This is a genomic window from Corynebacterium sp. c24Ua_83 (assembly GCF_039907245.1).
GTDB lineage: Bacteria > Actinomycetota > Actinomycetes > Mycobacteriales > Mycobacteriaceae > Corynebacterium.
The window spans coordinates 1-23,006 of sequence record NZ_JASBOI010000023.1 but is presented as its reverse complement, the minus strand read 5'-3'; the positions used below and the strand labels follow the sequence as shown (position 1 = coordinate 23,006).

The 23,006-nt window shown below is 61.2% G+C and carries 17 protein-coding genes; 8 read left to right on the top strand and 9 right to left on the bottom strand.

The genetic code is table 11. The annotated features are described in order from the left end of the window. Positions 1-8: 8 nt before the first annotated feature. The gene (locus QKE30_RS10065) at positions 9-197 is read right to left on the bottom strand and encodes a hypothetical protein (protein ID WP_005294448.1); all 189 of its coding nucleotides are present in this window, start codon (positions 195-197) and stop codon (positions 9-11) included. Between the two features lie 180 nt (positions 198-377). Here QKE30_RS10065 and QKE30_RS10060 point away from each other — a divergent pair, with 180 nt between their 5' ends. Next, complete coding sequence (locus tag QKE30_RS10060) at positions 378-2,954, top strand: helicase-associated domain-containing protein (protein WP_347934716.1); 2,577 nt, start codon at positions 378-380, stop codon at positions 2,952-2,954. Positions 2,955-3,065: 111 nt separating this feature from the next. Beyond that, complete coding sequence (locus QKE30_RS10055) at positions 3,066-4,646, top strand: helicase-associated domain-containing protein (RefSeq protein ID WP_297667576.1); 1,581 nt, start codon at positions 3,066-3,068, stop codon at positions 4,644-4,646. A gap of 16 nt (positions 4,647-4,662) precedes the next feature. On the opposite strand, the gene QKE30_RS10050 is transcribed toward QKE30_RS10055, so the two are convergent. From QKE30_RS10050 to QKE30_RS10040, 3 genes are all read right to left on the bottom strand, one after another. Then, positions 4,663-6,444 carry a penicillin-binding transpeptidase domain-containing protein gene (locus QKE30_RS10050; RefSeq protein WP_016421369.1) on the bottom strand — a complete coding sequence of 594 codons (1,782 nt, stop codon included), beginning with the start codon at positions 6,442-6,444 and terminating at the stop codon, positions 4,663-4,665. Between the two features lie 113 nt (positions 6,445-6,557). Next, positions 6,558-7,388, bottom strand: a complete 831-nt coding sequence (locus QKE30_RS10045) for a serine hydrolase (RefSeq protein ID WP_011273098.1) — start codon at positions 7,386-7,388, stop codon at positions 6,558-6,560. Continuing rightward, positions 7,385-8,245: a LysR family transcriptional regulator gene (locus tag QKE30_RS10040; RefSeq protein ID WP_012360809.1), complete on the bottom strand. Its 861-nt coding sequence runs from the start codon at positions 8,243-8,245 to the stop codon at positions 7,385-7,387. The genes QKE30_RS10045 and QKE30_RS10040 overlap by 4 nt, the downstream gene beginning before the upstream one ends. A gap of 114 nt (positions 8,246-8,359) precedes the next feature. Here QKE30_RS10040 and QKE30_RS10035 point away from each other — a divergent pair, with 114 nt between their 5' ends. The 6 genes from QKE30_RS10035 to QKE30_RS10010 all read left to right on the top strand — a co-directional run bounded on the left by QKE30_RS10035 (position 8,360) and on the right by QKE30_RS10010 (position 15,940). Then, the gene (locus QKE30_RS10035) at positions 8,360-10,006 is read left to right on the top strand and encodes a DNA repair helicase XPB (RefSeq protein WP_347934715.1); all 1,647 of its coding nucleotides are present in this window, start codon (positions 8,360-8,362) and stop codon (positions 10,004-10,006) included. Between the two features lie 36 nt (positions 10,007-10,042). After that, positions 10,043-10,780 carry a DUF3239 domain-containing protein gene (locus tag QKE30_RS10030; protein WP_347934714.1) on the top strand — a complete coding sequence of 246 codons (738 nt, stop codon included), beginning with the start codon at positions 10,043-10,045 and terminating at the stop codon, positions 10,778-10,780. 138 nt (positions 10,781-10,918) lie between these two features. Further along, on the top strand, positions 10,919-11,695 hold the full coding sequence (locus QKE30_RS10025; protein WP_347934713.1) for a 5-oxoprolinase subunit PxpA: 777 nt from the start codon (positions 10,919-10,921) through the stop codon (positions 11,693-11,695). Beyond that, a complete protein-coding gene (locus QKE30_RS10020) occupies positions 11,692-13,359 on the top strand; it encodes a carboxyltransferase domain-containing protein (RefSeq protein ID WP_347934712.1) in 1,668 nt (555 codons plus the stop codon). The genes QKE30_RS10025 and QKE30_RS10020 overlap by 4 nt, the downstream gene beginning before the upstream one ends. A 92-nt stretch (positions 13,360-13,451) precedes the next feature. Next, on the top strand, positions 13,452-15,281 hold the full coding sequence (locus QKE30_RS10015) for a biotin carboxylase N-terminal domain-containing protein (RefSeq protein ID WP_347934711.1): 1,830 nt from the start codon (positions 13,452-13,454) through the stop codon (positions 15,279-15,281). A gap of 14 nt (positions 15,282-15,295) precedes the next feature. Further along, a complete protein-coding gene (locus QKE30_RS10010; protein ID WP_239202052.1) occupies positions 15,296-15,940 on the top strand; it encodes a GntR family transcriptional regulator in 645 nt (214 codons plus the stop codon). Between the two features lie 89 nt (positions 15,941-16,029). Here QKE30_RS10010 and QKE30_RS10005 read toward each other — a convergent pair whose 3' ends face one another. The 5 genes from QKE30_RS10005 to QKE30_RS09985 form a co-directional block, all read right to left on the bottom strand. After that, complete coding sequence (locus QKE30_RS10005) at positions 16,030-16,860, bottom strand: putative hydro-lyase (protein WP_239202050.1); 831 nt, start codon at positions 16,858-16,860, stop codon at positions 16,030-16,032. Positions 16,861-16,907: 47 nt separating this feature from the next. Then, the gene (locus QKE30_RS10000) at positions 16,908-18,059 is read right to left on the bottom strand and encodes an NRAMP family divalent metal transporter (RefSeq protein ID WP_239202157.1); all 1,152 of its coding nucleotides are present in this window, start codon (positions 18,057-18,059) and stop codon (positions 16,908-16,910) included. 153 nt (positions 18,060-18,212) lie between these two features. Continuing rightward, positions 18,213-19,199, bottom strand: coding sequence for an alpha/beta hydrolase (locus QKE30_RS09995; protein WP_239202048.1), 987 nt, complete (start codon positions 19,197-19,199; stop codon positions 18,213-18,215). A gap of 41 nt (positions 19,200-19,240) precedes the next feature. Beyond that, on the bottom strand, positions 19,241-21,880 hold the full coding sequence (locus tag QKE30_RS09990) for an FtsX-like permease family protein (protein WP_239202046.1): 2,640 nt from the start codon (positions 21,878-21,880) through the stop codon (positions 19,241-19,243). A gap of 2 nt (positions 21,881-21,882) precedes the next feature. Next, positions 21,883-22,635 (bottom strand): ABC transporter ATP-binding protein, encoded by a 753-nt coding sequence (locus QKE30_RS09985; protein WP_239202044.1) that lies wholly within the window; start codon positions 22,633-22,635, stop codon positions 21,883-21,885. Positions 22,636-23,006 lie beyond the last annotated feature (371 nt).

Sequence of the window (23,006 nt, the reverse complement as noted above, 5' to 3'; positions counted from 1 at the left end):
TAGTTCAGTTACTTGTTAATAACAGTAAACGAGTGCACGTACGGAAGCTCGGAAGCATCGACGGGGAACTCGATGTCACCGTAGGGGCTCAGGGCACCCGCGGTATCAGCCACCAGCTCGGTAACAGCGTGACGGCCCTCTGGAATATCGGTCGGCCAGCCTGCGTCGACATAGCCCTTCTTCTCAACGTTAGCCATAGTTGTATCTTTGCACATCGCAAAGGAAAAGGACACACGAAGTGCTGATTTCCACCCACGTCCCCACCCGTTCCGCCGCATTTCCCCACGTCCCAAACCACCACTCGGCCATTCTCTGCCTAGGCCGCGCCATGTACCGCACCCCAAAAACGCCAAGTTTCCAGCTAAAATAGGGCGATTATGCATCACAACTCCGCGAACTCCACCGCTGATGGCAGAGCCCTTGCCTCTCTTCGCAGCGAGTTTCCCTCCTACGGGGACTGGCTGTTCGCCCAGTCGGATGAAGCGCTCGCGGACCTGCTCACTCGCCTGCTGGCATCGAACCCCGCAACGTTCGTGGAGAACCTCACCGGCAGCAATGCCGCACTCAATAACCTCTCCGCTGCCGTTTCCACCCCCGGACGTAGCCGCCACTCGGAGTTATTCGCTGATTCCCCCGATCCGGCTCTGCTCCACCTGAGCTCCCTCGAGCTCGCCGTCTGCCACGCGGCCTGCGAGCTCGATGCAGTGCACCATCCGTGCACGGTGGCGGAGCTCGTCGACATGCTCGCCGAGCTCTTTGACATCGCCGGCACTACCGAAACGCAGCGCCCCGACGAAGAAGAGATCTGCGCTGCCGTGCAATCCCTCTGCCATTGGGGTCTGGTGTTCGGCCCAGACTTCACACTCCCCCACCCCGATCTGCCCGGCGCGAAGACGCGGCTGAAGATTCCGCCTCATCTGCCGCGCATGTTCGAGCCATCCACGGAACAGCTCTGGCGGCTGGTCGATTCCACCCGCTGCCCCATCCCCACCGCCGAGCTTCCGCAGGTCGTGGACGAGCTTCCTCCCCGCCAGCGCCGCCTACTTTCCACTCTCGCCGCCGGGGGTGGGGTGGGGCATTCGACCTCCCTGCACGAGGGTGCGGACCCCTCCAAGCCTCTGCCTACCCTGGTGCGCCGGGGAATCTTGGATCAGCTGGACGATACGACAGCTCGTCTAACGGGCCGCGTGCAACAGCTGCTGCGCGGCACGCTGATCGCCGACCCGGGCGGGCGCTTCACCACCGCACCCCAGGTCGGCACTGATGCTTCAGGTGTTGCCGCCACTGACCCCACCGGTTCCTCCACCAACTCCCGCGCCGACGACGCTGGCGCGGCCCAGGCCATTCAGCTGATCCAGGATCTCGGCCACCTCATCGAGGATCTCGGCCGCAACCCGATCGTCCCCCTTTCCTCCGGCGGCATCGGAACCCGCGAGGTCAATAAGGTCGCCCGCCGCCGCGACGAGCCCGCTGAAACCACCCTCCATCTGCTGACATGGCTCGCCCACGCGAACCTCATCGGCCGCGGCCGAGCTACTCCCACCCCGGCCGGCCAGCCCGCGCGCGATTACTGGGCGCCCACGGAGCTCGCCCTCGACTTCCTGGAGGCCTCCCCCGCCACTGCCTGGGCGATCCTGCTAGTCGGCTGGGCCGGCAGCGCCTACGCTCCCTGGCTCGTCGACGAACCGGACGTCCGCCCCTTCGAGGCTGGTACGGCATCACACGCTGCGCGCGGCCTACGCCGAACCTTCCCGTCACTGTTCGCTGATCTTGGCACTTTTGGTAGTGACGCCCCCACGCCCCAATCAGCCGAACTCCAGCAAGAGCTCTGGCGCGTGCGCCCCGGCGAGGCCTGGCGCACCACGCACACCGCCTGGGATGCAGTGTGGGAGGAGGCTAAAGAGGTTGGTGTGTTGGCGTCATTAAGAAGAGACACCGTACCTACCCGGGCGATGGCCGCACTGCGCGACGTACTGGGCGGTAGCACACATCAGTCAGCAAACCCCGTGGCGGATCTGGCCGACGCGCTGGCGGAGATTCTTCCTGCCCCGGTGGAGCAGCTGATTGTGCAGGCAGACCACACGATCATGGCGCCGGGACTGCTGCGCCCGGCCGACCAGGCGATGCTGGCGAAGTTCAGCGATCAAGAATCCGGCGGCATGGCCAGCGTTTGGCGAATGTCCAAGGAGTCCGTGGAACGGGCGCTGCGGGCGGGGCTTGGCGCTGCGGAAATTGAGGAATTCCTGGAGGCCCGCGCGCTGGGCGGGACGGAAAACGTTCCGCAGGCCCTGCGCTACATGCTGCATGACGCGGAGCGGAGCCTGTCGCAGGCCACCGCTGGTGTGGCTCAGATGTACCTGAGCGTGACGGATCCCGCGGCACTGGATCGGATTCTGGCGCTGCCGGATATTGACGGGCTCCGGCTGCGCAGGATCGCACCGACAGTAGCCGTTTCCGCTGCTCAGCTTTCGTTTGTGACTGATCGTCTGGAGGCCATGGGCGTGCAATTGCGTTTGGAAGGTGGCCGGGCGCATGCCGATGCTCCTGTGCTCTCCCGGGTGGCTACGCCAACGCGGGAAGGGCTGCAGTCCGCCGACGCCGACGAGAGCGTCATCGCTGGCGCTATCGAAGGATTCCGACGCAGTCACGAGCACGCCGTTGACCTGATGAGCGGATCTATGAAAGACGTCGCGAGTGTGTCCGCAGACCCGGCGGAGAGTCAACGCGACAGAGCCCGCGTCGTCCACTCAGCCGAGGAAATGATGGCGGCTATCTCGCGGGCGTATTCCTCCGGAACGATTGTGCGAATCAGTTACGTCAATCACGAGGGCAAACAGACGAGCGACCAGGTGTCGATCGTGATGATTCGTCCCTCGACTATTGCGGTGGTTTCGGAAATCAGTGGTGAGAGCTTCACTGTGCAACCCCACCGGCTTAGCAGCGTCGAATACTAACCTCTAGGGCGGTTGCAAGAACGGGCTAACATAGTAGGTTGTCCCAAAAATGTAGCTGTGGCCTTGATCTTCGTGCCGCAGCCCGAACCCGCTGTGAGGAGCATCCAGCTAGTGAGCATCGGCACCGGCCCCTTGATCGTCCAATCCGACAAAACTGTGCTGCTGGAGATCGACCACGAGCAAGCTCAGGAGGCGCGTACTGCGCTGGCACCATTCGCAGAGCTCGAGCGTGCACCCGAGCACGTGCACACCTACCGCATTACCCCGCTGGCGCTGTGGAATGCCCGTGCCGCAGGCCACGACGCGGAACAAGTCATGGATGTGCTCGAAAACTATTCGCGGTTCCCGGTTCCCCAGCCACTGCTCATTGATATTGCAGACACAATGGATCGCTACGGGCGGCTGAAACTTATCAAGCACCCGGCGCACGGGCTGGTGTTGGAAACGACGGACAGGGCCGTACTAACGGAGATCCAGCGTCATAAAAAGATCAAGCCGATGTTGGGCACAGCGATCGACGAAGACTCCGTGACTGTGCACCCTTCCGAACGTGGCAGGCTCAAGCAGGAACTGTTGAAGGTCGGCTGGCCTGCGGAGGACCTGGCGGGCTATGTCGACGGCGAAGCACATCCCATCGAACTGTCGCAGGAACACGAACAGTGGCAGCTCCGGGATTATCAGGAGATGGCTGCGGAAAGCTTCTGGGAAGGTGGCTCCGGCGTGGTCGTCCTGCCGTGCGGCGCGGGCAAGACCATGGTCGGCGCAGCCTCCATGGCCAAGGCGAAAGCCACCACCTTGATCCTGGTGACTAACACCGTCGCTGGCAGGCAATGGAAGGATGAGCTCGTGCGTCGTACCTCCCTCACCGAGGAGGAGATCGGCGAGTACTCCGGCGAAAAGAAAGAGATCCGTCCCGTTACCATTGCCACCTACCAGGTGGTGACACGCAAGTCGAAGGGCGAGTACCGGGCGCTGGAGCTTTTCGACTCCCGCGACTGGGGGCTCATTATCTACGACGAGGTACACCTGCTGCCCGCACCGGTGTTCCGAATGACTTCCGACCTGCAGTCTCGCCGCCGTCTGGGGCTCACCGCCACCCTGGTACGCGAGGACGGCCGCGAAGGCGACGTATTCAGCCTGATCGGGCCGAAGCGCTATGACGCCCCATGGAAGGACATCGAGGCCTTCCTGGATCGCATGTTCCCCGGCGGTCTCTCGTCCGTTCCCCAGTCCCTGCGGTATTTGATTGACGACGCCACCAGGGCATTCCAGCAGGGCTCCGCCACCGAACCCCACTCGGCTCGTGTCCCGTCTCGCGTGGATACTCCCCAGCGCAACATCATGGACATCACTGGGGACTCCACCGAGATCGCCTCGGAGATCGACGGCGCCGTGGAGGGTTTTCGCCGCGCCCACGACCAGGCCATCGCCGTGGACCCGGCGGACGGCACGAAGGCCTCGGACACCCGGACCTTCCGCTCGCCGCGGGAGATCATGTCCGAGCTGCGCCGCGCCTATACCGCGGGCACACAGGTGCGCCTGCACTACGTGGACTATGCGGGTGCCACCAGCCATGACTGGATCTCCATCGTGATGATGACCCCCTCCACCATCTCCGCGGTGCTCGAATCCACCGGGGAGAGCCTCACGATCCAACCCCACCGCATCGCTGCGGTGGACGTGCCGTGCTAGAGGTTATGACGCAAGTTTATTGAATTCCAGAGAATTTCTGAACATCCGGCGAGCGAAGGAAACGCCCGGCCATTTCCACAGCTGGCTGAGAAGAATCTCCTTCGATTACAAGGGACGCAATCGCCAATTCCCCTGTCGTTCCAGCGAACCAGCCATTGGAAAGCTTGCCATCAATTTCTGCTGTACCAGTCTTTCCGCCAAGTGCACTAAGATCACTCAACGACCTAGCTGAACCGTGGTCAATTGTTGATTTCATCATCGTCCGGAGGCTTTGAATAGTTGTATCGCTGACATGCTGGTCTGCCTGTTTATTCACTACTGTCTGTTCGCCTTGAATGAGCTGTGGAGGAACAAGCAAGCCGCCGTTAGCGACAGTCGATTGCATGAGCGCAATCCCAAATGGACTAGCTAGAACCTCGCCCTGTCCAATAGAAGCCTCCACACGAGGAGGTCCAGCCGGTGTCCGCGGCACCGAACCAGTAAGTGTGGTCATCCCTGGTACGTCGAAGTCGGAGCCAATTCCGAGTTCTAAAGCAGTCCGTTGCAGATCATCTTCTCCCAAACGATCCGAAATGACCGCTTGGGTTGTGTTACATGATTGGGCGAAAGCTTCTTCCAGTCGAACGCTACCTAGATCGAAGTCATGATCGTTGGGAATCTTGCGTCCAGCGACGGTGATATTGCTAGGACAAGGTAGTTCCTCATCCATGCTGACTGCCCCTGCCTCTAGTGCCGCCGCTGTGGTCACAGTTTTGAACGTCGATCCCGGTGGGAATAGCCCGGTGAGTGCGATTGGCCCTTGGTTATTTGCCTTGTCATTTTGTGCAACGGCAAGGACACCTCCTGTTCTAGGATTGAGCACGACTAGAACTGCGGCACGTTGCTCACTGTCCACTGCTTGTTTTGCTGCGCTTTGCAGTGTGTTATCCAGAGTGGTTGCGATTGGCTGAACTCGGCGAGGCGGCTCAGAGGCTACCGTCGTCATACCTTGTGAACTCTCAGCGCGTATCGACCATCCTGAATTAGCATCGAGCACTGACTCCCAATATTTGTTCAATTCAGCATCCAGCGGAGAGTTAAGAGTTTTGGACACGCTTAAGAGACGCCCCTGCTCCACAGTGGAAATTCCCTCAAAGGTCCTAAGTTGCTCTTGTATCTTCCGGAATTCTTCCTGCCTCAAAGTGAGGAGCACGGTGTCTTCATCCTGAGACTCTCCCAAGGTCTGCTCGATCCACTCCTTAGTCGTTGTGGGAGACACTGGTGCAAAAATCTGGGCCAATTCCTGCGCTCTAGAGGCTATGTCTTTGCGACCTCGTACCTGAATAACTTTCGTCCAGGTCATATATTCATTGCCCAAGCGATCTTTAATTGGAAGATCGTACTGTTTATCTTCAGCAAAAAAGAGTGCGGAATCATCGCTCAACTGAGCTTCGAAGATCGAAGGCAACCATTGAGGCTTACCATCCTGTCCACTAAGGACGAGCCGACCATTGCTCTCCAACTCCACACCATCTTTGGACCAAGTCACATGAGTATTCTGCTTTCCATTGGAAATATCAGATTTTTCGATGTTGACCTTCACACCATGAAGTGACTGCCGAAATTCATGAAGGGCGCGCTCCGGGTCTGGATGATCCAGATACCGTGCAGCCTTGCTGTCATCTCCCGCGTTGAAAGCTTTGAGAAATACGTCTGAGTCTGATTCCCACGGTAGAGCTGAACAGCTGCTCAACATCACTGCGGAGAGCGAACAGAGTGCAATCACCGACTGACGGAAACGATTGTGCTTAGTCATCATGGGAGTGACGTTAAGTGAGACGCATTGGATGCCACCAATATCACATAATGCAATTGTCTCATTTCATTCACATATAGGCGATGGTAGAAGTGTGTATTCAAGTGGCAGAAATTCTAACGAAGAGCGTCCACGAGCAGTCTAGCCACTTCGCCAATAGCACCATCGTGAGTACTCATTGCTTGTTCTGGCACCACCTGTTTCAGCATGATGGACACCACAATGGGCTCCTCGCCCTCAACCTGGATAATCGAAGCTTCACCATGGAGAAGTCCTACAGTGCCCGTTTTTCCATAGATATCAACGCCGCTTGGAGGAAAGCCTGAAGGAACACGGTGACGCCACACCTGCAACCCCAAGAGTTCACACATAGATCGACGTACCGCTGCACTATCGTCTTTCCAAACCTGTTCCAAGTCATTAGTTATTTCCGCCAACGAAGAGACTGCAGAAAACGCTATATCTGTACTTCTCCCCCCTTGGGATTGAACATATTGACGCAATTGTTTCTCCGCCGTCACTAAGCTATTCCGATCTTGCAAGTCATAATGAGGTGGAAACCGTTTAAGAAATGCTTCTCGAGCCCACGCAGGCAGTAGACGCAAAATCTCGTGGGCGGCCACGTTATCTGACACCGATGCGACTTGTTTCATTAAGTCTCGGAGACTCACGTTCACTGCGTCATCAAAGGCAGCGAACCCATACCCTTCGTAAGTTCCTTTGGACGGTGCAACGTCAACACGAAGACGAGGATCCAGATCACCTCGTTGAATCGCTTCCAAAGTGAGGTGGAGGAGCCGGATTTTATATAAGGATGCCACCGTAATTTTCTCGTCTTGTTTGCGTCCGATAGTCACCCCATCGTGCAGTCGCGATGCACACCACCATCCCTCACACCCCGACCGCGTCAACACGTTTTCCAGGGCCATCTCCATCCGTGCAGTCATTGGTTAATCCTTCGACAAATTCTTTCGGCGACCGCCATGGCCTCGGCGCCATTGTCCATCCCACCTCGGCGAACCACTACATCCACGGAAAAATCGAAACGGGAAGGAAGCTCAATAGCATTGTCAAACTGGTGAAAACCGCGAAATACCAAAGACATCCCCTCCCCTCTTCCAATCAATAAGCCCCTACCTAGAGCATCCTCTGAATCATTAATTTCGCAAGACACACCCGACCGAAATAGCTCTCTCGCCAAACCACTGGCTGCACTTGAATTGTCATTCAGGTTCTCCACCAGCAGATTCAATTGAGACAAGGTCTTATCCAACCTTGAATACCCCGGCGGCACCACTAGATCACGTGACAGAGAAAACTGCCTCGCACTGCGGTGAGTACCCAAGGGAACCGGAGCTTGAACAAGCCCCGCATGAATAGCGCCTTCTTCAACACGGGCAAGAATCTCAACAGAAGGCAGTGACGACAAAACTACTCCATCATGCTGCTGTGCCTTTGCTGCAATACGCGATCCTATCTCGCTTGGAAGCGCACTACTGATGGCCAAACGAAACCCGCTTTGCGCACCACTTCGGATACCGTCAATCATCGAATGCATAGTCTGAAGATCGCGATTAATCACCCGGGCATATGGAAGCAAGGTCAACCCTGCCTCGGTTAGTTTCACTTCCCCCGCCCCTCGGATAAATAGCGGTGTACCTACACCAGCTTCTAAGCGCTTAATGGCATTGGAGACAGGCGGCTGACTCACTCCCAGTCGCGCAGCCGCCGCTGTAAAACTACCGGTCTCCGCTAAAGCCACGAAATACTGCCATTGGCGCAGATTTCCCGTCTGAGCAATCATGGGTCTCAGTATAGTGGAGCACGAGTTCGCACCACTGCAGCGTAAAATGATGTCTTTGGCTTGAGCAACACCGTCGCGGTGGCGTCGATAAACAAAAAGGAAGTGACACACAGCGTGGGCATTGGAAACGGACCGCTCATTGTGCAGTCGGATAAGACCGTGCTGCTGGAAATCGACCACGAACAGGCGCAAGAGGCGCGCACCGCGCTGGCGCCGTTCGCGGAGTTGGAGCGCGCACCCGAGCACGTACACACCTACCGCATCACCCCGCTAGCGCTGTGGAACGCCCGTGCCGCCGGGCACGACGCGGAGCAGGTCATGGACGTGCTGGAAACTTACTCGCGGTTCCCCGTCCCGCAGCCACTGCTCATCGACATTGCCGACACGATGGATCGCTACGGGCGGCTGAAGCTCATCAAGCACCCGGCCCACGGCCTCGTGCTGGAGACGACGGACAGGGCTGTGCTGACGGAGATCCGGCGTCACAAAAAGATCAAGCCCATGTTGGGCGCAGAGATCGACGAAGACTCGATCGTTGTGCACCCTTCCGAGCGCGGCAGGCTCAAGCAGGAACTGTTGAAGGTCGGCTGGCCCGCAGAGGACCTGGCGGGATACGTCGACGGCGAGGCGCACCCCATCGAGCTTTCGCAGGAACACGAAGAATGGCAGCTGCGCGACTACCAGGAGATGGCGGCCGATAGCTTCTGGGAGGGCGGCTCGGGTGTGGTCGTCCTGCCGTGTGGTGCCGGCAAGACGATGGTCGGCGCGGCTTCGATGGCCAAGGCGAAGGCCACCACGCTGATCCTGGTGACGAACACCGTCGCGGGCAGGCAGTGGAAGGACGAGCTGGTGCGCCGCACCTCCCTGACGGAGGATGAGATCGGCGAGTACTCCGGAGAGAAGAAGGAGATCCGCCCCGTGACCATCGCTACTTACCAGGTGGTTACGCGCAAGTCGAAGGGTGAATACAGGGCGCTAGAGCTGTTCGACTCCCGCGACTGGGGCTTGATCATCTACGACGAGGTGCACCTGCTGCCCGCCCCGGTGTTCCGTATGACCTCCGACCTGCAGTCTCGCCGCCGTCTGGGGCTCACCGCCACCCTGGTGCGCGAGGACGGCCGCGAAGGTGACGTCTTCAGCCTGATCGGGCCGAAGCGCTATGACGCCCCATGGAAGGACATCGAATCGCAGGGCTGGATCGCCCCGGCGGACTGCACCGAGGTGCGCGTGCAGCTGACCGAAGCCGAGCGGATGGTTTATGCCACCGCTGAGCAATCCGACAAATACCGCCTGGCCGCCACCACCCCGACGAAGACGAAGGTGGTACGCAAGATCATGGGCATGCACCCGGACGAGCCGACGCTCATCATCGGCGCCTACATCGACCAGCTGGAGGAGATCGCCGAGGAGCTGGATGTGCCCGTCATCGACGGCAAGACCGGCAACGCCAAGCGCGAGAAGCTGTACCAGCAGTTCCGCGATGGTGAACTGAAGACGCTGGTGGTTTCCAAGGTGGCGAACTTCAGCATCGACCTGCCCGGCGCGTCCGTGGCCATCCAGATCTCCGGCACGTTCGGCTCGCGGCAGGAGGAGGCGCAACGCCTGGGCCGCATTCTGCGCCCGAAGCCGGACGGCGGCGGGGCGTTTTTCTACTCCATCGTCGCACGTGACACACTAGACGCAGATTATGCCGCGCACCGCCAGCGCTTCCTGGCTGAGCAGGGCTACGGCTACCGCATCGTCGACTCTTTCGACCTTTAGAATTTTTAAGAACCATCCTCTGTTTTAAGGAGCCCCATGTCCGCCGCCCAGCAGCCGATGCAGGTTGACTTCAACTTCGACGTCGATGAGGAGTATGCACGCAAGCACAACGAGTTCCTGCGCGATGCGAAGCGAATGCAGGTGTCGGCGGGTGTGCTGGCCGCCGTCCTGGCGGTGATCGTCGCCGTGCTGCTGTTCACCGCGGGCTCTCAGTGGTGGGCCCTTGCTATTAGCTTCGCTTTGGGCGTGTTCGCGCTACTGTGTCTAATCCTGATCCCGGTGCTGCCGCGCAAGATGGGATCCCCGCAGCAGTACTTCGATATGTACCAGCTCGCCCCGGCGATGATCGCGGAGGTCAACGCGCGCGACATGGTGCTGCTGATGCTTGTGGACGCCTCTACCGAGCCAGCGAAAACCGTTCCCGCGCTGGCATATCGCACGGTCACCTCTGTGCCGGGCGTTCCTCGGGAGGTCGGTGCGCGGGTGCCATCCATGGCCGTCACTGGCTACCGCCCGACGCGTGGCCCGAAGGTATACGAGGAGATCTCTCCCATGCCGGTGGCGTGGGGCACTGGGGATGCGAAGGTGTGGAAGCGCGCGGAGCGGGCAATCAGCACGAACCTGTGGAACCGCCTGGAGGGGCTGCTGGACCAGGTGGACAAGGCTAAGCAGGCCAACCGCAGCGTGTACGTCCTGGAAGACAGCAAGGCTGACGCCAAGCCGGCGAGCAAGCAAGGCGGGCAGGACAAGAAAGCCAAAAAGGGTAAAAAATAACGCAGGTCACCGTTGCGACAGGCGGGTGATTGATTTCACAATGGTTGTGTAGGTCACTAAACTGGCACGCACATTGTTGAACAATCCGGCCGGAGGTGCGGCTTTCCCTCACTCCCGGCCACACAAGGAGTCGATCACATGTCCACCACCCGCAGTCCGCTTTCCATCGACCTGAACGCCGACCTCGGAGAAACGACCGGCGGCAACCCCGTCAGCGACGACGCCGCAATGGTGGCCATTGTCTCCAGCGCCAACGTTGCCTGTGGCTTCCACGCCGGCGATGCCCACGCGATCTCCAACACCCTGGCCGCCGCCGCGGAGAACAACGTCACCGTCGGCGCGCACGTCGGCTACAACGACCAGGCTGGTTTCGGCCGCCGCTTTATCGACTACTCCCCCGCCGAGCTGGCTGACGAGGTTCTCTACCAGATCGGCGCCCTCGACGCGCTGGCTAAAGCGCGAGGCACGCAGGTGCGCTACGTCAAGCCCCACGGCGCAATGTACAACACGATCGTCCACCACGAGGCCCAGGCCAAGGCGGTCATCGAGGGCATCAAGGCCTTCGGCGCGGACCTGCCCGTGATGCTATTGCCCGGCGCGGTTGCCGCCGACTACGCGGAAAAGGCCGGTCTGCGAGTGATCAACGAGGTCTTCGCCGACCGCGCCTACAACCCGGACGGCACTCTGGTCTCCCGCCGCGAAAACGGCGCCGTTCTGCACGACCCGGAGGTCGTCGCCCACCGCGTGGTACGTATGGCCGAGGAAGGCACGATCGAGGCCATCGACGGCTCCACCATCCGCACGGCCGCCGATTCCGTGTGCGTCCACGGCGATTCCCCCGGCGCGGTCGCCATGGCAGAGCGCATCGCCGCCGAACTGCAGTCCAACAACATCACCATCGGGAGCTTCCTGTGAGCCACACCGTTTCCCCCGTCGGCACCCGCGCCGTCATCGTAGACCTGCCCGACCTTGCCACCGTGATGGCCTGGCACGCCTCGCTCGTCGCCAACCCCTTGCCCGGTCAGGTCGAGGCCATCGCCGCGGCGCGCACTGTGCTTGTTTGTTTTGACGCCCACTCCTCCGCCATCGCCGGCTTGAATACCCTGCGGGACTTCCACCCGCAGAGCTCTGCGGAGGCCAACCCGCGGGAGGTCACCATTGACGTCGTCTACGACGGCGAGGACCTGGCGGATGTCGCGGAGCTGATGAGTATCTCCACCGAGGAGCTCATCACCCGCCACACCCAGCAGCACTGGCTAGCAGCCTTCGGTGGCTTCGCCCCGGGCTTTACCTACTGCGTGCCGGCTGCAGGCGACCAGTCCTACACCTGGGACGTGCCTCGTCGCAGCTCCCCGCGCACCGCCGTTCCGGCGGGCGCGGTGGGCTTGGCCGGACAGTTCTCCGCCGTCTATCCCCGCACTTCTCCCGGCGGCTGGCAACTGCTAGGCCACACCACGCAGCCAATGTGGGATACGAATGCAGAGCAACCTGCGCTGCTGCAGCCTGGCGATACTGTGCGCTATCGCCAGGTACGCGAATCCATCAGCGCTGAGTCTGGCTCCGGACAGGAGACCACGGCCGGCGCGGGCGTGGGGGCGTCACAAAGCAAGAAGCCTATCGTCCCAGCGCGACCAAGCCTAAAGGTCCTAGACGCAGGGCTGCAGACCCTTTTTCAGGACACGGGACGCGCAGGCCACGGCGACATCGGCGTGAACGGGTCCGGCGCGGTCGATCGGGCCAGCGCCTGGTCGGCGAACGACGTGGTCGGCAACGCCTCGAGTGCAACGGTGTTGGAGAACATCGGCGGCATCGAACTACAAGCCCTGGTGGATACAGCCGTATGCGTGACAGGTGCACGTGCGAACGTATCGATCGGCCGGCGAACTTTTGAACTAGGTTCTCCGGTGCAGGTGAAGGCTGGACAGACACTTCAGATCGAACCAGTTGGCGGGGCGGGCAACGGCCTACGCAATTACGTTGCCGTGCGCGGCGGGCTGGTGACGGACGAAGTTCTGGGTTCCAACTCCACTGATATTCTTTCCGGCCTGGGCCCGCAGCCCGTGGCCACCGACGACGTATTGAAGGCCGGGCGCCGTACTGCCCGAGCCTCCGTCGGTAGTGCGACCACCAACCCCTTTGATGGCACGAACGTACTGCGTTGTGTGGCCGGGCCGCGCAACGACTGGTTCGGCGAAGCAGAACTGCAACGATTCACGGAGCTCGAATGGATCGTGACGGGCCAGTCGAACCGCGTGGGGCTGCGCCTGGCGCTAGCAGAGGGGAACGAAGCGCCGGAACCCCTACAGCGCGACCGCGACGGCGAACTAGCCAGCGAGGGCATGGTTAGCGGCAGCATTCAGGTTCCGCCGAATGGGTTGCCCGTGGTGTTCCTGGCAGACCACCCGGTGACCGGCGGCTACCCCGTTATCGCCACTGTCATCGACCAGGACCTGGACAAGGCCGGCCAGCTGGCCCCGGGAGATACAGTGCGCTTCGAGCTGATCGACTTCGCACAGCCGGCAAGCGCTGAGGCTGCCTCGCGAGAAGACACGCCTAAAACCCAGGCTAAAACCCAGTAATGCGCCCCGACACAACGCTCAAGACGACAACAACCGCAACGACCGCAACAACCGCAACAACCGCAACAACCGCAACGACAAGGAACGAACCCATGAGCCACGAGACCTTCCCACTACAGACCGTCCTCATCGCCAACCGCGGCGAGATCGCCGTTCGCATCGCCCGCGCAGCCCGGGACCTCGGCATTCGCTCCATCGCCGTCGTTTCCGAGGCAGACGTGGACAACCTGCACGCAAAGATCGCCGACGAGGCTTACACCCTGCCCGGCAATACCGCCGCTGAAACGTACATGAACATCCCAGCCCTACTGGATATCGCCCTGCGTGCTGGCGCAGACTGCGTGCACCCCGGCTACGGCTTCCTTTCGGAGAATGCAGACTTCGCCCGCGCCGTCGCGGAGGCTGGTTTGACCTGGGTCGGCCCCACACCGGAGGCCATTGAGACCCTGGGCAACAAGGTCGCTGCTCGCGCCCTGGCTACCGAGGTTGGCGCCCCGCTGGCGCCCGGCACCCCGGATCCGATCCCGAACTGGGAGCAGGCCCGCGATTTCGCCGACGAGCACGGCATGCCCATCGCCATCAAGGCCGCATTCGGCGGCGGTGGCCGTGGTCTGAAGGTCGTGCACGATTACAACGACATCGAGGCCGCCTTCGAGTCCGCAGGTCGTGAGGCCAAGGCAGCCTTCGGTCGTGGCGAGTGCTACGTGGAGAAGTTCCTGACCAAGCCCCGCCACGTGGAGGCGCAGGTGCTGGCCGATACGCACGGCAACGTGCGCGTCGTTGGCACGCGCGATTGCTCGGTGCAGCGCCGCTTCCAGAAGCTCGTCGAGGAGGCCCCGGCGCCTTTCCTGACAGATAAGCAGCGCACCGACATCATCGAGGGCTCCCGCTCCATCTGCCAGGCCGCGAACTACACGGGCGCGGGCACGGTGGAGTTCATCGTCGCCGAGGACGGCACCGTCAGCTTCCTGGAGGTCAACACCCGCGTGCAGGTCGAGCACCCGGTCACCGAGGCTGTGACGGGTATGGACATCGTCGGCGAGCAGTTCCGCATCGCCGCCGGCCTGCCGCTGAGCTTCGACGAGGATCCGGCCAGCGACGGCCACGCCTTCGAGTTCCGCATCAACGCGGAGGATGCCGCCAATGGCTTCGTCCCCTCCCCCGGCACCGTCACCCAGTTCGAGGTTCCGACGGGTCCGGGCATCCGCGTGGACGCGGGCGTGCGTTCCGGCTCCACGATCCCCGGCTTCTACGATTCCCTGATGGCCAAGCTGATCGTCAAGGGCCCGAACCGCGAGGTCGCCCTGCGCCGCGCCCAGGCCGCTCTGGCCGAGATGCGCATCCAGGGTGTGCGCACCGTACTGCCGTTCCACAAGGACATCGTCACCCACCCTGCGTTCTGCGGCGACGATCTGCACGTCTACACCGACTGGGTGGACAAGGAGTACGAGCCCGGCATCGGCGCGGGCTATGCCGGTTCTTCCCCGGAGGACGTCGAGGATGCTTACACCGAGCGCACCACTCTTACCGTGGAGATCGACGGCCGCCTGCACCGCGTGAGCCTTCCTTCGTCCTTCGGTGTTGCCGCCGCTGCTTCTTCAGGTGCGGACGCCACCTCGGCCTCCTCCACCACCGGTTCCAGCGCGGCCGCTGGTAACCCCGGCGCGGGCTCTTCTTCTACGGGCGGCCCCGCCGGTGGCAGTGCCGACGCTAACGCCGTGGTGTGCCCGTACACCGGTGTACTGGTGAAGTGGCAGGTCGCCGATGGCGACTCCGTGGAGGCCGGACAGCCGATCGCCACCATCGAGGCCATGAAGATGGAATCCACGGTGGAGGCCAAATCCGCCGGTACCATCACGCTGGCGCAGCTAAATCCAGGCGACAATGTTTCGAAGGGAGACGCATTGGGACACATCGCGTAATAAGCTGTACTGCTATGCACTCTCAGTCGGCTATCGCGCATTCAGCTCTCCTTGACGGTATCGCCTCCGGCGCCTATGCACCGGGCGAAAAGCTCAATGAGGTGAACGTGGCCCAGTCGCTGGGAATCTCCCGCAACACTCTGCGGGAGGCTTTCGCCACCCTGGTTTCGGAGGGTCTGCTGGAGCGGATCCCCAACCGGGGTGTTTTCATCGCGGAGCCCACTCGCGAGGACTTGGCCGACATGTACGCCGCCCGCATGGTGCTGGAGCCGGGGGCTCTGCTGTGGGGGCGGCGAGAAGGGCTGGACGAGTTGGAGGGGATAGTCTCCACCGCGGAAGAGCTGCGAGATTCCGCTGGTTCAAACGCCAGCGAGGAGGACATCCGTGCAATTGCGGATGCGAACCAGGATTTTCACCGCGCTATTGTCGCCAGCGCTGGATCGGCGGGGTTGAACCACTCGATGGATCGCATTTTGGCGCAGATGCGCCTTGGGTTTGCCCGCGCCAACCGGCTGAACCACGAGTTCCACGTGGAGTTCATTGCGCAAAACCGCACGGTGACGGATCTAATCGCAGAAGAGCGTTGGCAGGAGGCGGCCAACCAGCTGGCCGGGTTCCTGCAGCGCACGAGCGATAACATCGAGCGCTACTTCGGCTAATGGGGTCGCCCGGGGGGTGTGGCCTCAAGGCCCGCCCGAAGTGGAGCCCCGGGCTGCAGGCGCAGGCGTGTGGGGGCAGGGGTGAGGTGTCAGGGCACCTGGTACTGCAGGTCGCGCGCGTCGGTGATCAGCATGTGCCCCGGCGCGTGGCAGATCGCGAACTCGGGCTTGGATTCCATTACCACTGATTGTGGGGTTACCCCGCAGGCCCAGAACACGGGAATCGTGCCGGCCGGGATGTCCACGGCCTCGCCAAAGTCCGGATTGTTCACGTCCTGGATGCCGATAGCCGCGGGGTCGCCGACGTGCACCGGGGCGCCGTGTACTGCCGGGTAGCGGGAGGTGATTCGAACTGCGTCGGCTACTTGGGCGGCTGGGATGGGGCGCATGGAGACGACCATCGGGCCGGAGAACACCCCAGCGGGGTTGGTGGGGATGTTCGTGCGATACATGGGCACGTTCTTGCCCTGGGTGATGTGCTCCACCGGCACGCCGTTATCCAGTAGCGCGGTCTCGAAGGTGAAGGAGCAGCCGATGATGAAGCTGACCAGATCCTCGCGCCATACGTCGCGCACGTCCGGAACCTCGCTGTCCAACTGGCCGTTGCGGTACACGCGGTACAGCGGAATGTCGCTGCGGATGTCCCCGTCCGCCAGCAGCTCGGAGGAAACCTGTCCGGCTTCCTGCACGCCGAGCAGCGGGCACGGCTTCGGGTTGCGCTGAGCGAACAGCAGGAAGTCGAAAGCCTGCTCTTGGGGCAGGGTGATCAGGTTCGCCTGTGCATAACCCCGCGAGTAGCCCGACGTGTGGGTCACGGTGCCGCTGCGGAAGATCTGACGCGCCTGCTGTGGCGAGAGCGCACCCGGGTTCTCCTGGCGCTCCTGCCCCACAGCCCCTTGTCGTGCAATGTTGTCTGACATTTCCGCAGCTCCCGATTCTTTTCTTATGTCTTAAGCCGTGATTCTTCTTATGCCCAGATGCCCGGCAGCTTGCTCATGGAGTTCCACCCCAGATAGACCGTCAGCACCCAGGTAATCACGCCCACCACCAACAGCCAGGTTGGGTACTTGTAGTTCTGCAGCAGGTCGCGGCGGCGCCAGGCCACCCACAGAACGACGGCGAATCCGATCGGCAGGATCAGGCCGTTGAATGCGCCGGCGAAGATCAGCAGCTTCTGCGGGGCCTGGTTCAGGATCAGGTAGATCACGGCACACACGGCGATGAAGGCCACGACCAGCCAATTGAAGGTGGACTTCTTCATCGATTGCGAAGTGACGAATGTCAGGGAGGTGTAAGAAGCGCCCACTACAGAAGTCAGGCCTGCGGCCCACAGCACCACGCCGAAGAAGCGCACGCCGATGTCGCCAGCTGCGTGGCGGAATGCGTCTGCGGCCATGTTGTCGCCAGCCAGAGTCACGCCCGAAGCGACCACGCCCAGGATCGCCAGGAACAGCAGCGTACGCATCACCCCGGTCACGATGATGCCAGAGACCGAAACCTTGGTGATCGTGTTTACGTTCTGAACTCCGGTCTGCCCGGAATCAATCATGCGGTGTGCGCCCGCGAAGGTGATGTATCCACCGACCGTGCCGCCGATAAGGGTGGTGATCACCAGGAAGTCCACCTCGGTCGGCGCCACTGTGTTCCTCAGAGCTTCACCTAGTGGCGGCGCGGAAACTACTGCGACGTAAATCATCAGCAAGATCATGATGGCACCCAGGCCAACGACGATGCGGTCCAGAGCCATACCCGCGCGCTTCGATAGGAAGATAAAGATCGCGATCGCTGCGGACAGCCCGCCGCCTAGCAGTGGGTCCCAGCCGAGCATCGCATTGATACCTAGGCCCGTTCCGCCGATATTGCCGATGTTAAAGATCAGCCCGCCAATGAACACGAACGCTGCCATGACCCAGCCGAGCCCCGGCAGAACCTCATTGCCCAACTCGTTGGCACGCTTGCCGGATACGCCCAATACGCGCCAAACGTTCAGCTGAATGGCGATGTCCACCAGGATCGAAACGAGGATTGCAAACGCGAATGCCGCGCCCATCTCCACCGTAAACACGGTGGTTTGGGTGATGAATCCCGGGCCGATGGCGCTGGTGGCCATGAGGAACATTGCGCCCAGCGATGCTGTGAATGTAGCCGCGCGGGCTGCTTCGGGTTTTCCGCCTACTGGCTTGCTGTCTGCGGGCGCGTTGCCCTCGTGCTCGTCTGTGTTCGACATGTCGGCACCTTTCTATCAGTGATTTGTATCACTTTAGAATGTTGTTCAACAATCTGCAACTGCCTTCCGCAGCCATTCCGCCAGTTCGTCCACTCGCTGCCGCCACACCGCGGGAGCTGCGATAATGTGCTCGCTGTCGTACTCGTAAAACTGCACCTCGGCGCCGCTTTCCTCGAGGTACTTCTTAATGACGCCCCCTGCGGTTCCCCTACTGTCGAAGCTCGCAAGGGAGACTGCCGTGGGCACTCCTGCAATATCCACCGCGAACCCCTCCGGGATTCGCGGGCTGAGCGCCGCCAGGAAGTCCAGCTCACAATCCGCCCCCAGAGCCGAACTCAGAGTCGACCCCACCACCTGGCCCGCGGCCACTAGCCCGCTGCCGAATACCACTAGGCCGAAAGCTTTCGGCTTCAGCTCCGCCTGGATCTGTGCGACGGCTTCCGCCACGTCCTGCTGTGTAAGATCCCAGGATCCGTACCCCGGCAGCGGATAAGTCAGATCCACGATGGTCACCCCGGAACGCTCCGCGAGCGCGGCAAAGAGGGGAAGCCAGAACTGGTCGTGGCTTGCACCGTCACCGAACCAGCCTGGCCCACCGTGCAAGCTGACGGCTACGGCTCCGGTGGGATCAGGGGGCGTCAATACCGTTCCCACAACCCCATCCGGCAGCGCGGGGTGCTGCGACGTCCAGGGTTCGGCCCGCACCTGGGAGGTGTAGGCGACGTGCGGCATGCGGTGGTCCAACCCCGCGCCCAGGACCAGCAAGCTGCTATGCGCCAGCAGGTCGGGCACACGTGCCCACATACGCTCCGTCTCGTCCACCAGCTCCGCGGGGACGGGGCAGGACTGATCCTTGTAGGGAATCCCCTCGTCGTTGACGAGGGAGCTGAAGATCTCCGGATAATTATCTTCAAAGAAATTGTTTAGCTGCTCCAGCTGCTGCTGGGCATTCAGCGGTTCCACGCCAGCCTGCACGTCGCCGCCAGTGCTGGGCAGGTTAACAATGTCGGAGTTCGGGGTCTGCTCGCTCATGGTTAGCCATTGTAGTTTCGACCCCGGACAAGGTTCCCGCTTTAGTCGGCAATCGCCTCCAGCGGGGAGGTCTTCGCCGCCTTGTGCGCCGGCCACAGCGCGGCCAGCACGCCCACGATGCCGGAGCCCACAATCATGCCAACCAGCAGCTGCCACGGCAGGACCGCACCATCCAAACCTTCGGAGGCCAGCACCTTCACAAAGACCCAGCCCAGGCATACGCCGATGAGCACGCCCACCAGCGCGCCATAGATGGCGATCTGCACGGCCTCGAGGGTGATCATGCGGCGCACCTGTTTGCGGAACATGCCCACCGCGCGCAGCATGCCGATCTCCTGCCGACGTTCGATCACGTTCAGCGCCAGAGTATTGATGATGCCCAGGATCGCCACCAGGATCGATAGCGCCAGCATGGCGTTGAGGATCATCAGCATCTGGTCGATGCCGCTGGAGACGGTACCTGCGTACTCGGTGGGGGTAAGCACGTCGGCCACGATGAACGGCTCCACCGCCTTGCTCACGTTGTCCTTCAGGTCCTTCTCGCTGATGTTTCCGTCGCCGTGGACAAGGATCTGCAAGATGCTCAGATCCTCAGTCTCGTCGAGGGGTTTGCCCTGCCCCACGTAGGGCTTCAGCGCGGCCTCGTTGAGCAGCGTCTGCGACTGCAGCGGCTCGGTGTAGATGCCCAGCAGCTTGATCTTGCCCATTTCCCCCTGGCCAACGCGATACATCGGCACCTCGTCGCCGACCTTCCACTTCATAGCCTTGGCCTTACCCTCGGAGGCGTAGAAGCCCGGCTCGTCGGATTTCAGCTCCTCGCCCAGCGAGTTAAGCCCCATGGACTTACCGAGCGGCCCCTTGAAGTAAAACGCATACATTCCCGCATAGGTCACGTTGCTCTCGCTCATGGGCTTGCCTACACTGACGGGCACCACTCCCAGGGTGGAGTGCGAGCTCACACCGTCGGCTTCGTCCACGGCCTTCTCCACACCCTGCGGCAGCGGAAAGCCCTGGTTCTGCGGACCACTGACCACCAGGTCGGACTTCACCGTGTCGCCGATCATGTCCTCCATGGCGCTCTTCATCGTCGCGCCCACCATGCCGAATGCCGCCACCAGCGCCACGCCCAAGGTCAGGGCAAACGCTGTTGTTGCGGTGCGTCGCGGGTTCCTGCGCGAGTTTGTGGACGCCAACTTTCCAACCGCCCCAAACGGAGCGCCCAAGGCGCGCCCCAGTGCGGGGACGATTGGGATGGATAGCGCCGGAGAGGCAAGGAAAGTACCGACAATCACCAACAAGGCACCGGCGCCCAGGATGCCCGCCCGAACCCCCGTGTCGGCGTCGTTAAGAACAAGAGCGACAACCGCGGCGACGACGCCAAGTAGGACGACGATCCCGCCGGCGATGGTGCGTAGTTTCAGCGGCGACGAGCTAGAGACATCACCCGAGCGCATCGCCTCGACCGGGTGCACGCGACCGGCACGGCGCGCCGGTGACCACGCGGAAACCACGGTGATGAGCACGCCGATAACGAGGGGCAGGATCACCGCCTGCGGGGTGAGGCTGAGCTCGGTACTCGGCAGGCCGAACCCGGCCATATCCATGATTGCGAAGATGCCCTTGGCCAGCCCCATGCCGGCCACGATGCCCAACGCCGAACCGACGAGGCCAACCAGAACGGCCTCGAAGACAACCGAGGTCGTCAGCTGGCTGCGGGAGGCGCCCAGGGAGCGTAGCAGGGCGAACTCCCGCATGCGCTGGGCGACGACCATGGAGAAAGTATTGGCGATGATGAACGCGCCCACCAGCAGGCTGACCAGGGCGAAGGCCAGCAGGAAATAGTTGACGAAGCTGAGGCCGTCCTGGATCTCCTTGGTGGCTTTCTCGACGATCGAGTCGCCGGTGACGACCTTGAGTTCTGGGAATTGTTGCTGGACGGAATCCTTGAGCTGCTCTGGGGTCACGCCATCCTTAGCGGACAGCCAGAAACCGTCGGGGAAGGTGCCGTTGGTATAGCGGTCGATATATACCTGAGTGTCAATCGCCAGGCCGAGGTAGCCGCCCACGGAAGAGTCCGTGTCGTAGATTCCGACGATCTTGTAGTCATGGCTGTCGCGGACGTCGATAACTTTCAGAGTGTCACCGATATGCACGCCGTGCTTCTCGGCAGCATCGGTGTTGATCATCGCCTCTTTCTCGCCCTTCGGCTCGCGGCCATCAGCCACGGTGATGGAGGGGCCGGGTGCGTTCTCGCCGGTGTCGTTGGGAAACACCACCGAGGGAGCCCCACCGGTACTCAGCTGCTTACCGTCCTTTGCGACCACAGCTATGGTTTCGGATGCCATGGCAACGCTTTTGACATCCTTGTTGTCCTCTAACTTGGTTCGTGTTTCCTGCGTGATCGGCTTAGTCGGATCCTTCTGAGTTACTTCGACATCTACAGCGGAATAAACGTTTTCGAATACACCGTTGAAAGACTTCTGCATCATGTCGGTGAACATGGAGGAACCGGAGATAAACGCGGTTCCCAGCACCACTGCGAGGATGGTGAGGAGGAAGCGAACCTTGTTGGCCAGCACGCTGCGGTAGGAGACTTTCGCGACGGCACGAGTATGGCTGCTGCGGGACTTGCCAGTATCTGCCGAGCCGCGAGGCTTTTGGGTGCCAGTGGAGTTGGGCATTACTAGTGCTCCTCCAACTTGCCCATGACGCCGAGGATGGCGTCAACGTCGGGCTTTTCAAGCTCGTCTGCAATTCGTCCGTCGGCGAGGAAAACCACCCTGTCTGCATACGAGGCAGCTTTCGGGTCGTGGGTGACGATGACGACAGTCTGATTGTCCTTGTCCACGGCGTTGCGCAGGATGCTTAGGACTTCTGCGGAGCTGTTGGAATCCAAGTTGCCGGTCGGCTCGTCGCCGAAGATGATCTCCGGCTGAGAGACCAAGGCGCGGGCGCAGGCAACGCGCTGCTGTTGGCCACCTGATAGTTCAGACGGTCGGTGGCCTAGTCGATCCTTGAGCCCGAGGCGTACGACAACCTCGTCGAACCAGTCTTGGTTGACCTTGCGGCCGGCGATGTCCAGCGGCAGGGTGATGTTCTCCTTTGCAGTGAGGGTAGGGACCAAGTTGAAGGACTGGAAGATGAAGCCCAGACGGTCACGCCGCAGGGTCGTGGTCTGCTTATCGTTAAGCGTGGAGATGTCGGTGTCCCCGATGTAAGCCTTTCCACTAGTGATGGAATCCAGGCCTGCCATGCAGTGCATGAGTGTGGATTTACCAGATCCACTAGGCCCCATAATGGCGGTGAACTGCCCGTCATGGAAATCGATGGAGATACCGTCCAGTGCTTTTACTTCGGTCTCTCCGTGACCATAGATCTTCCGTACGTCTACGGCGCGAGCGGCGCTTTCTAGTTGTTTGTTCTCAGAGTGCGTCATCAGCGTTGCTCCTTATTTCAGCTATCTATCCCACAGTCAACGGCGGTCCCTAGCGACTCAGATTTCTCGCTTTAGACACCTGTTTGCATAACCAAATTATATGCACGAACTGTCGATTAATGGGGCTTGTACCACGATGGGACTCGACACTCACGGAGTATATTTTCGTCACCTTTGCTATGGCATTTTACAAAGCCTTGAGCTTCTGGGATGGGTAGAGGCTTGCGTCCCGGAGAGTTGGCGCACGAAGTGAGGTACGCCGGTCGAATCAATGTAGTTGAACCGATCGATTCAGATACGACGAAGTTCGATACTGACAATAAGAGCACCACTGTAGCGCAAAAGGATTAGAGGAGGAGACACCACGGTGA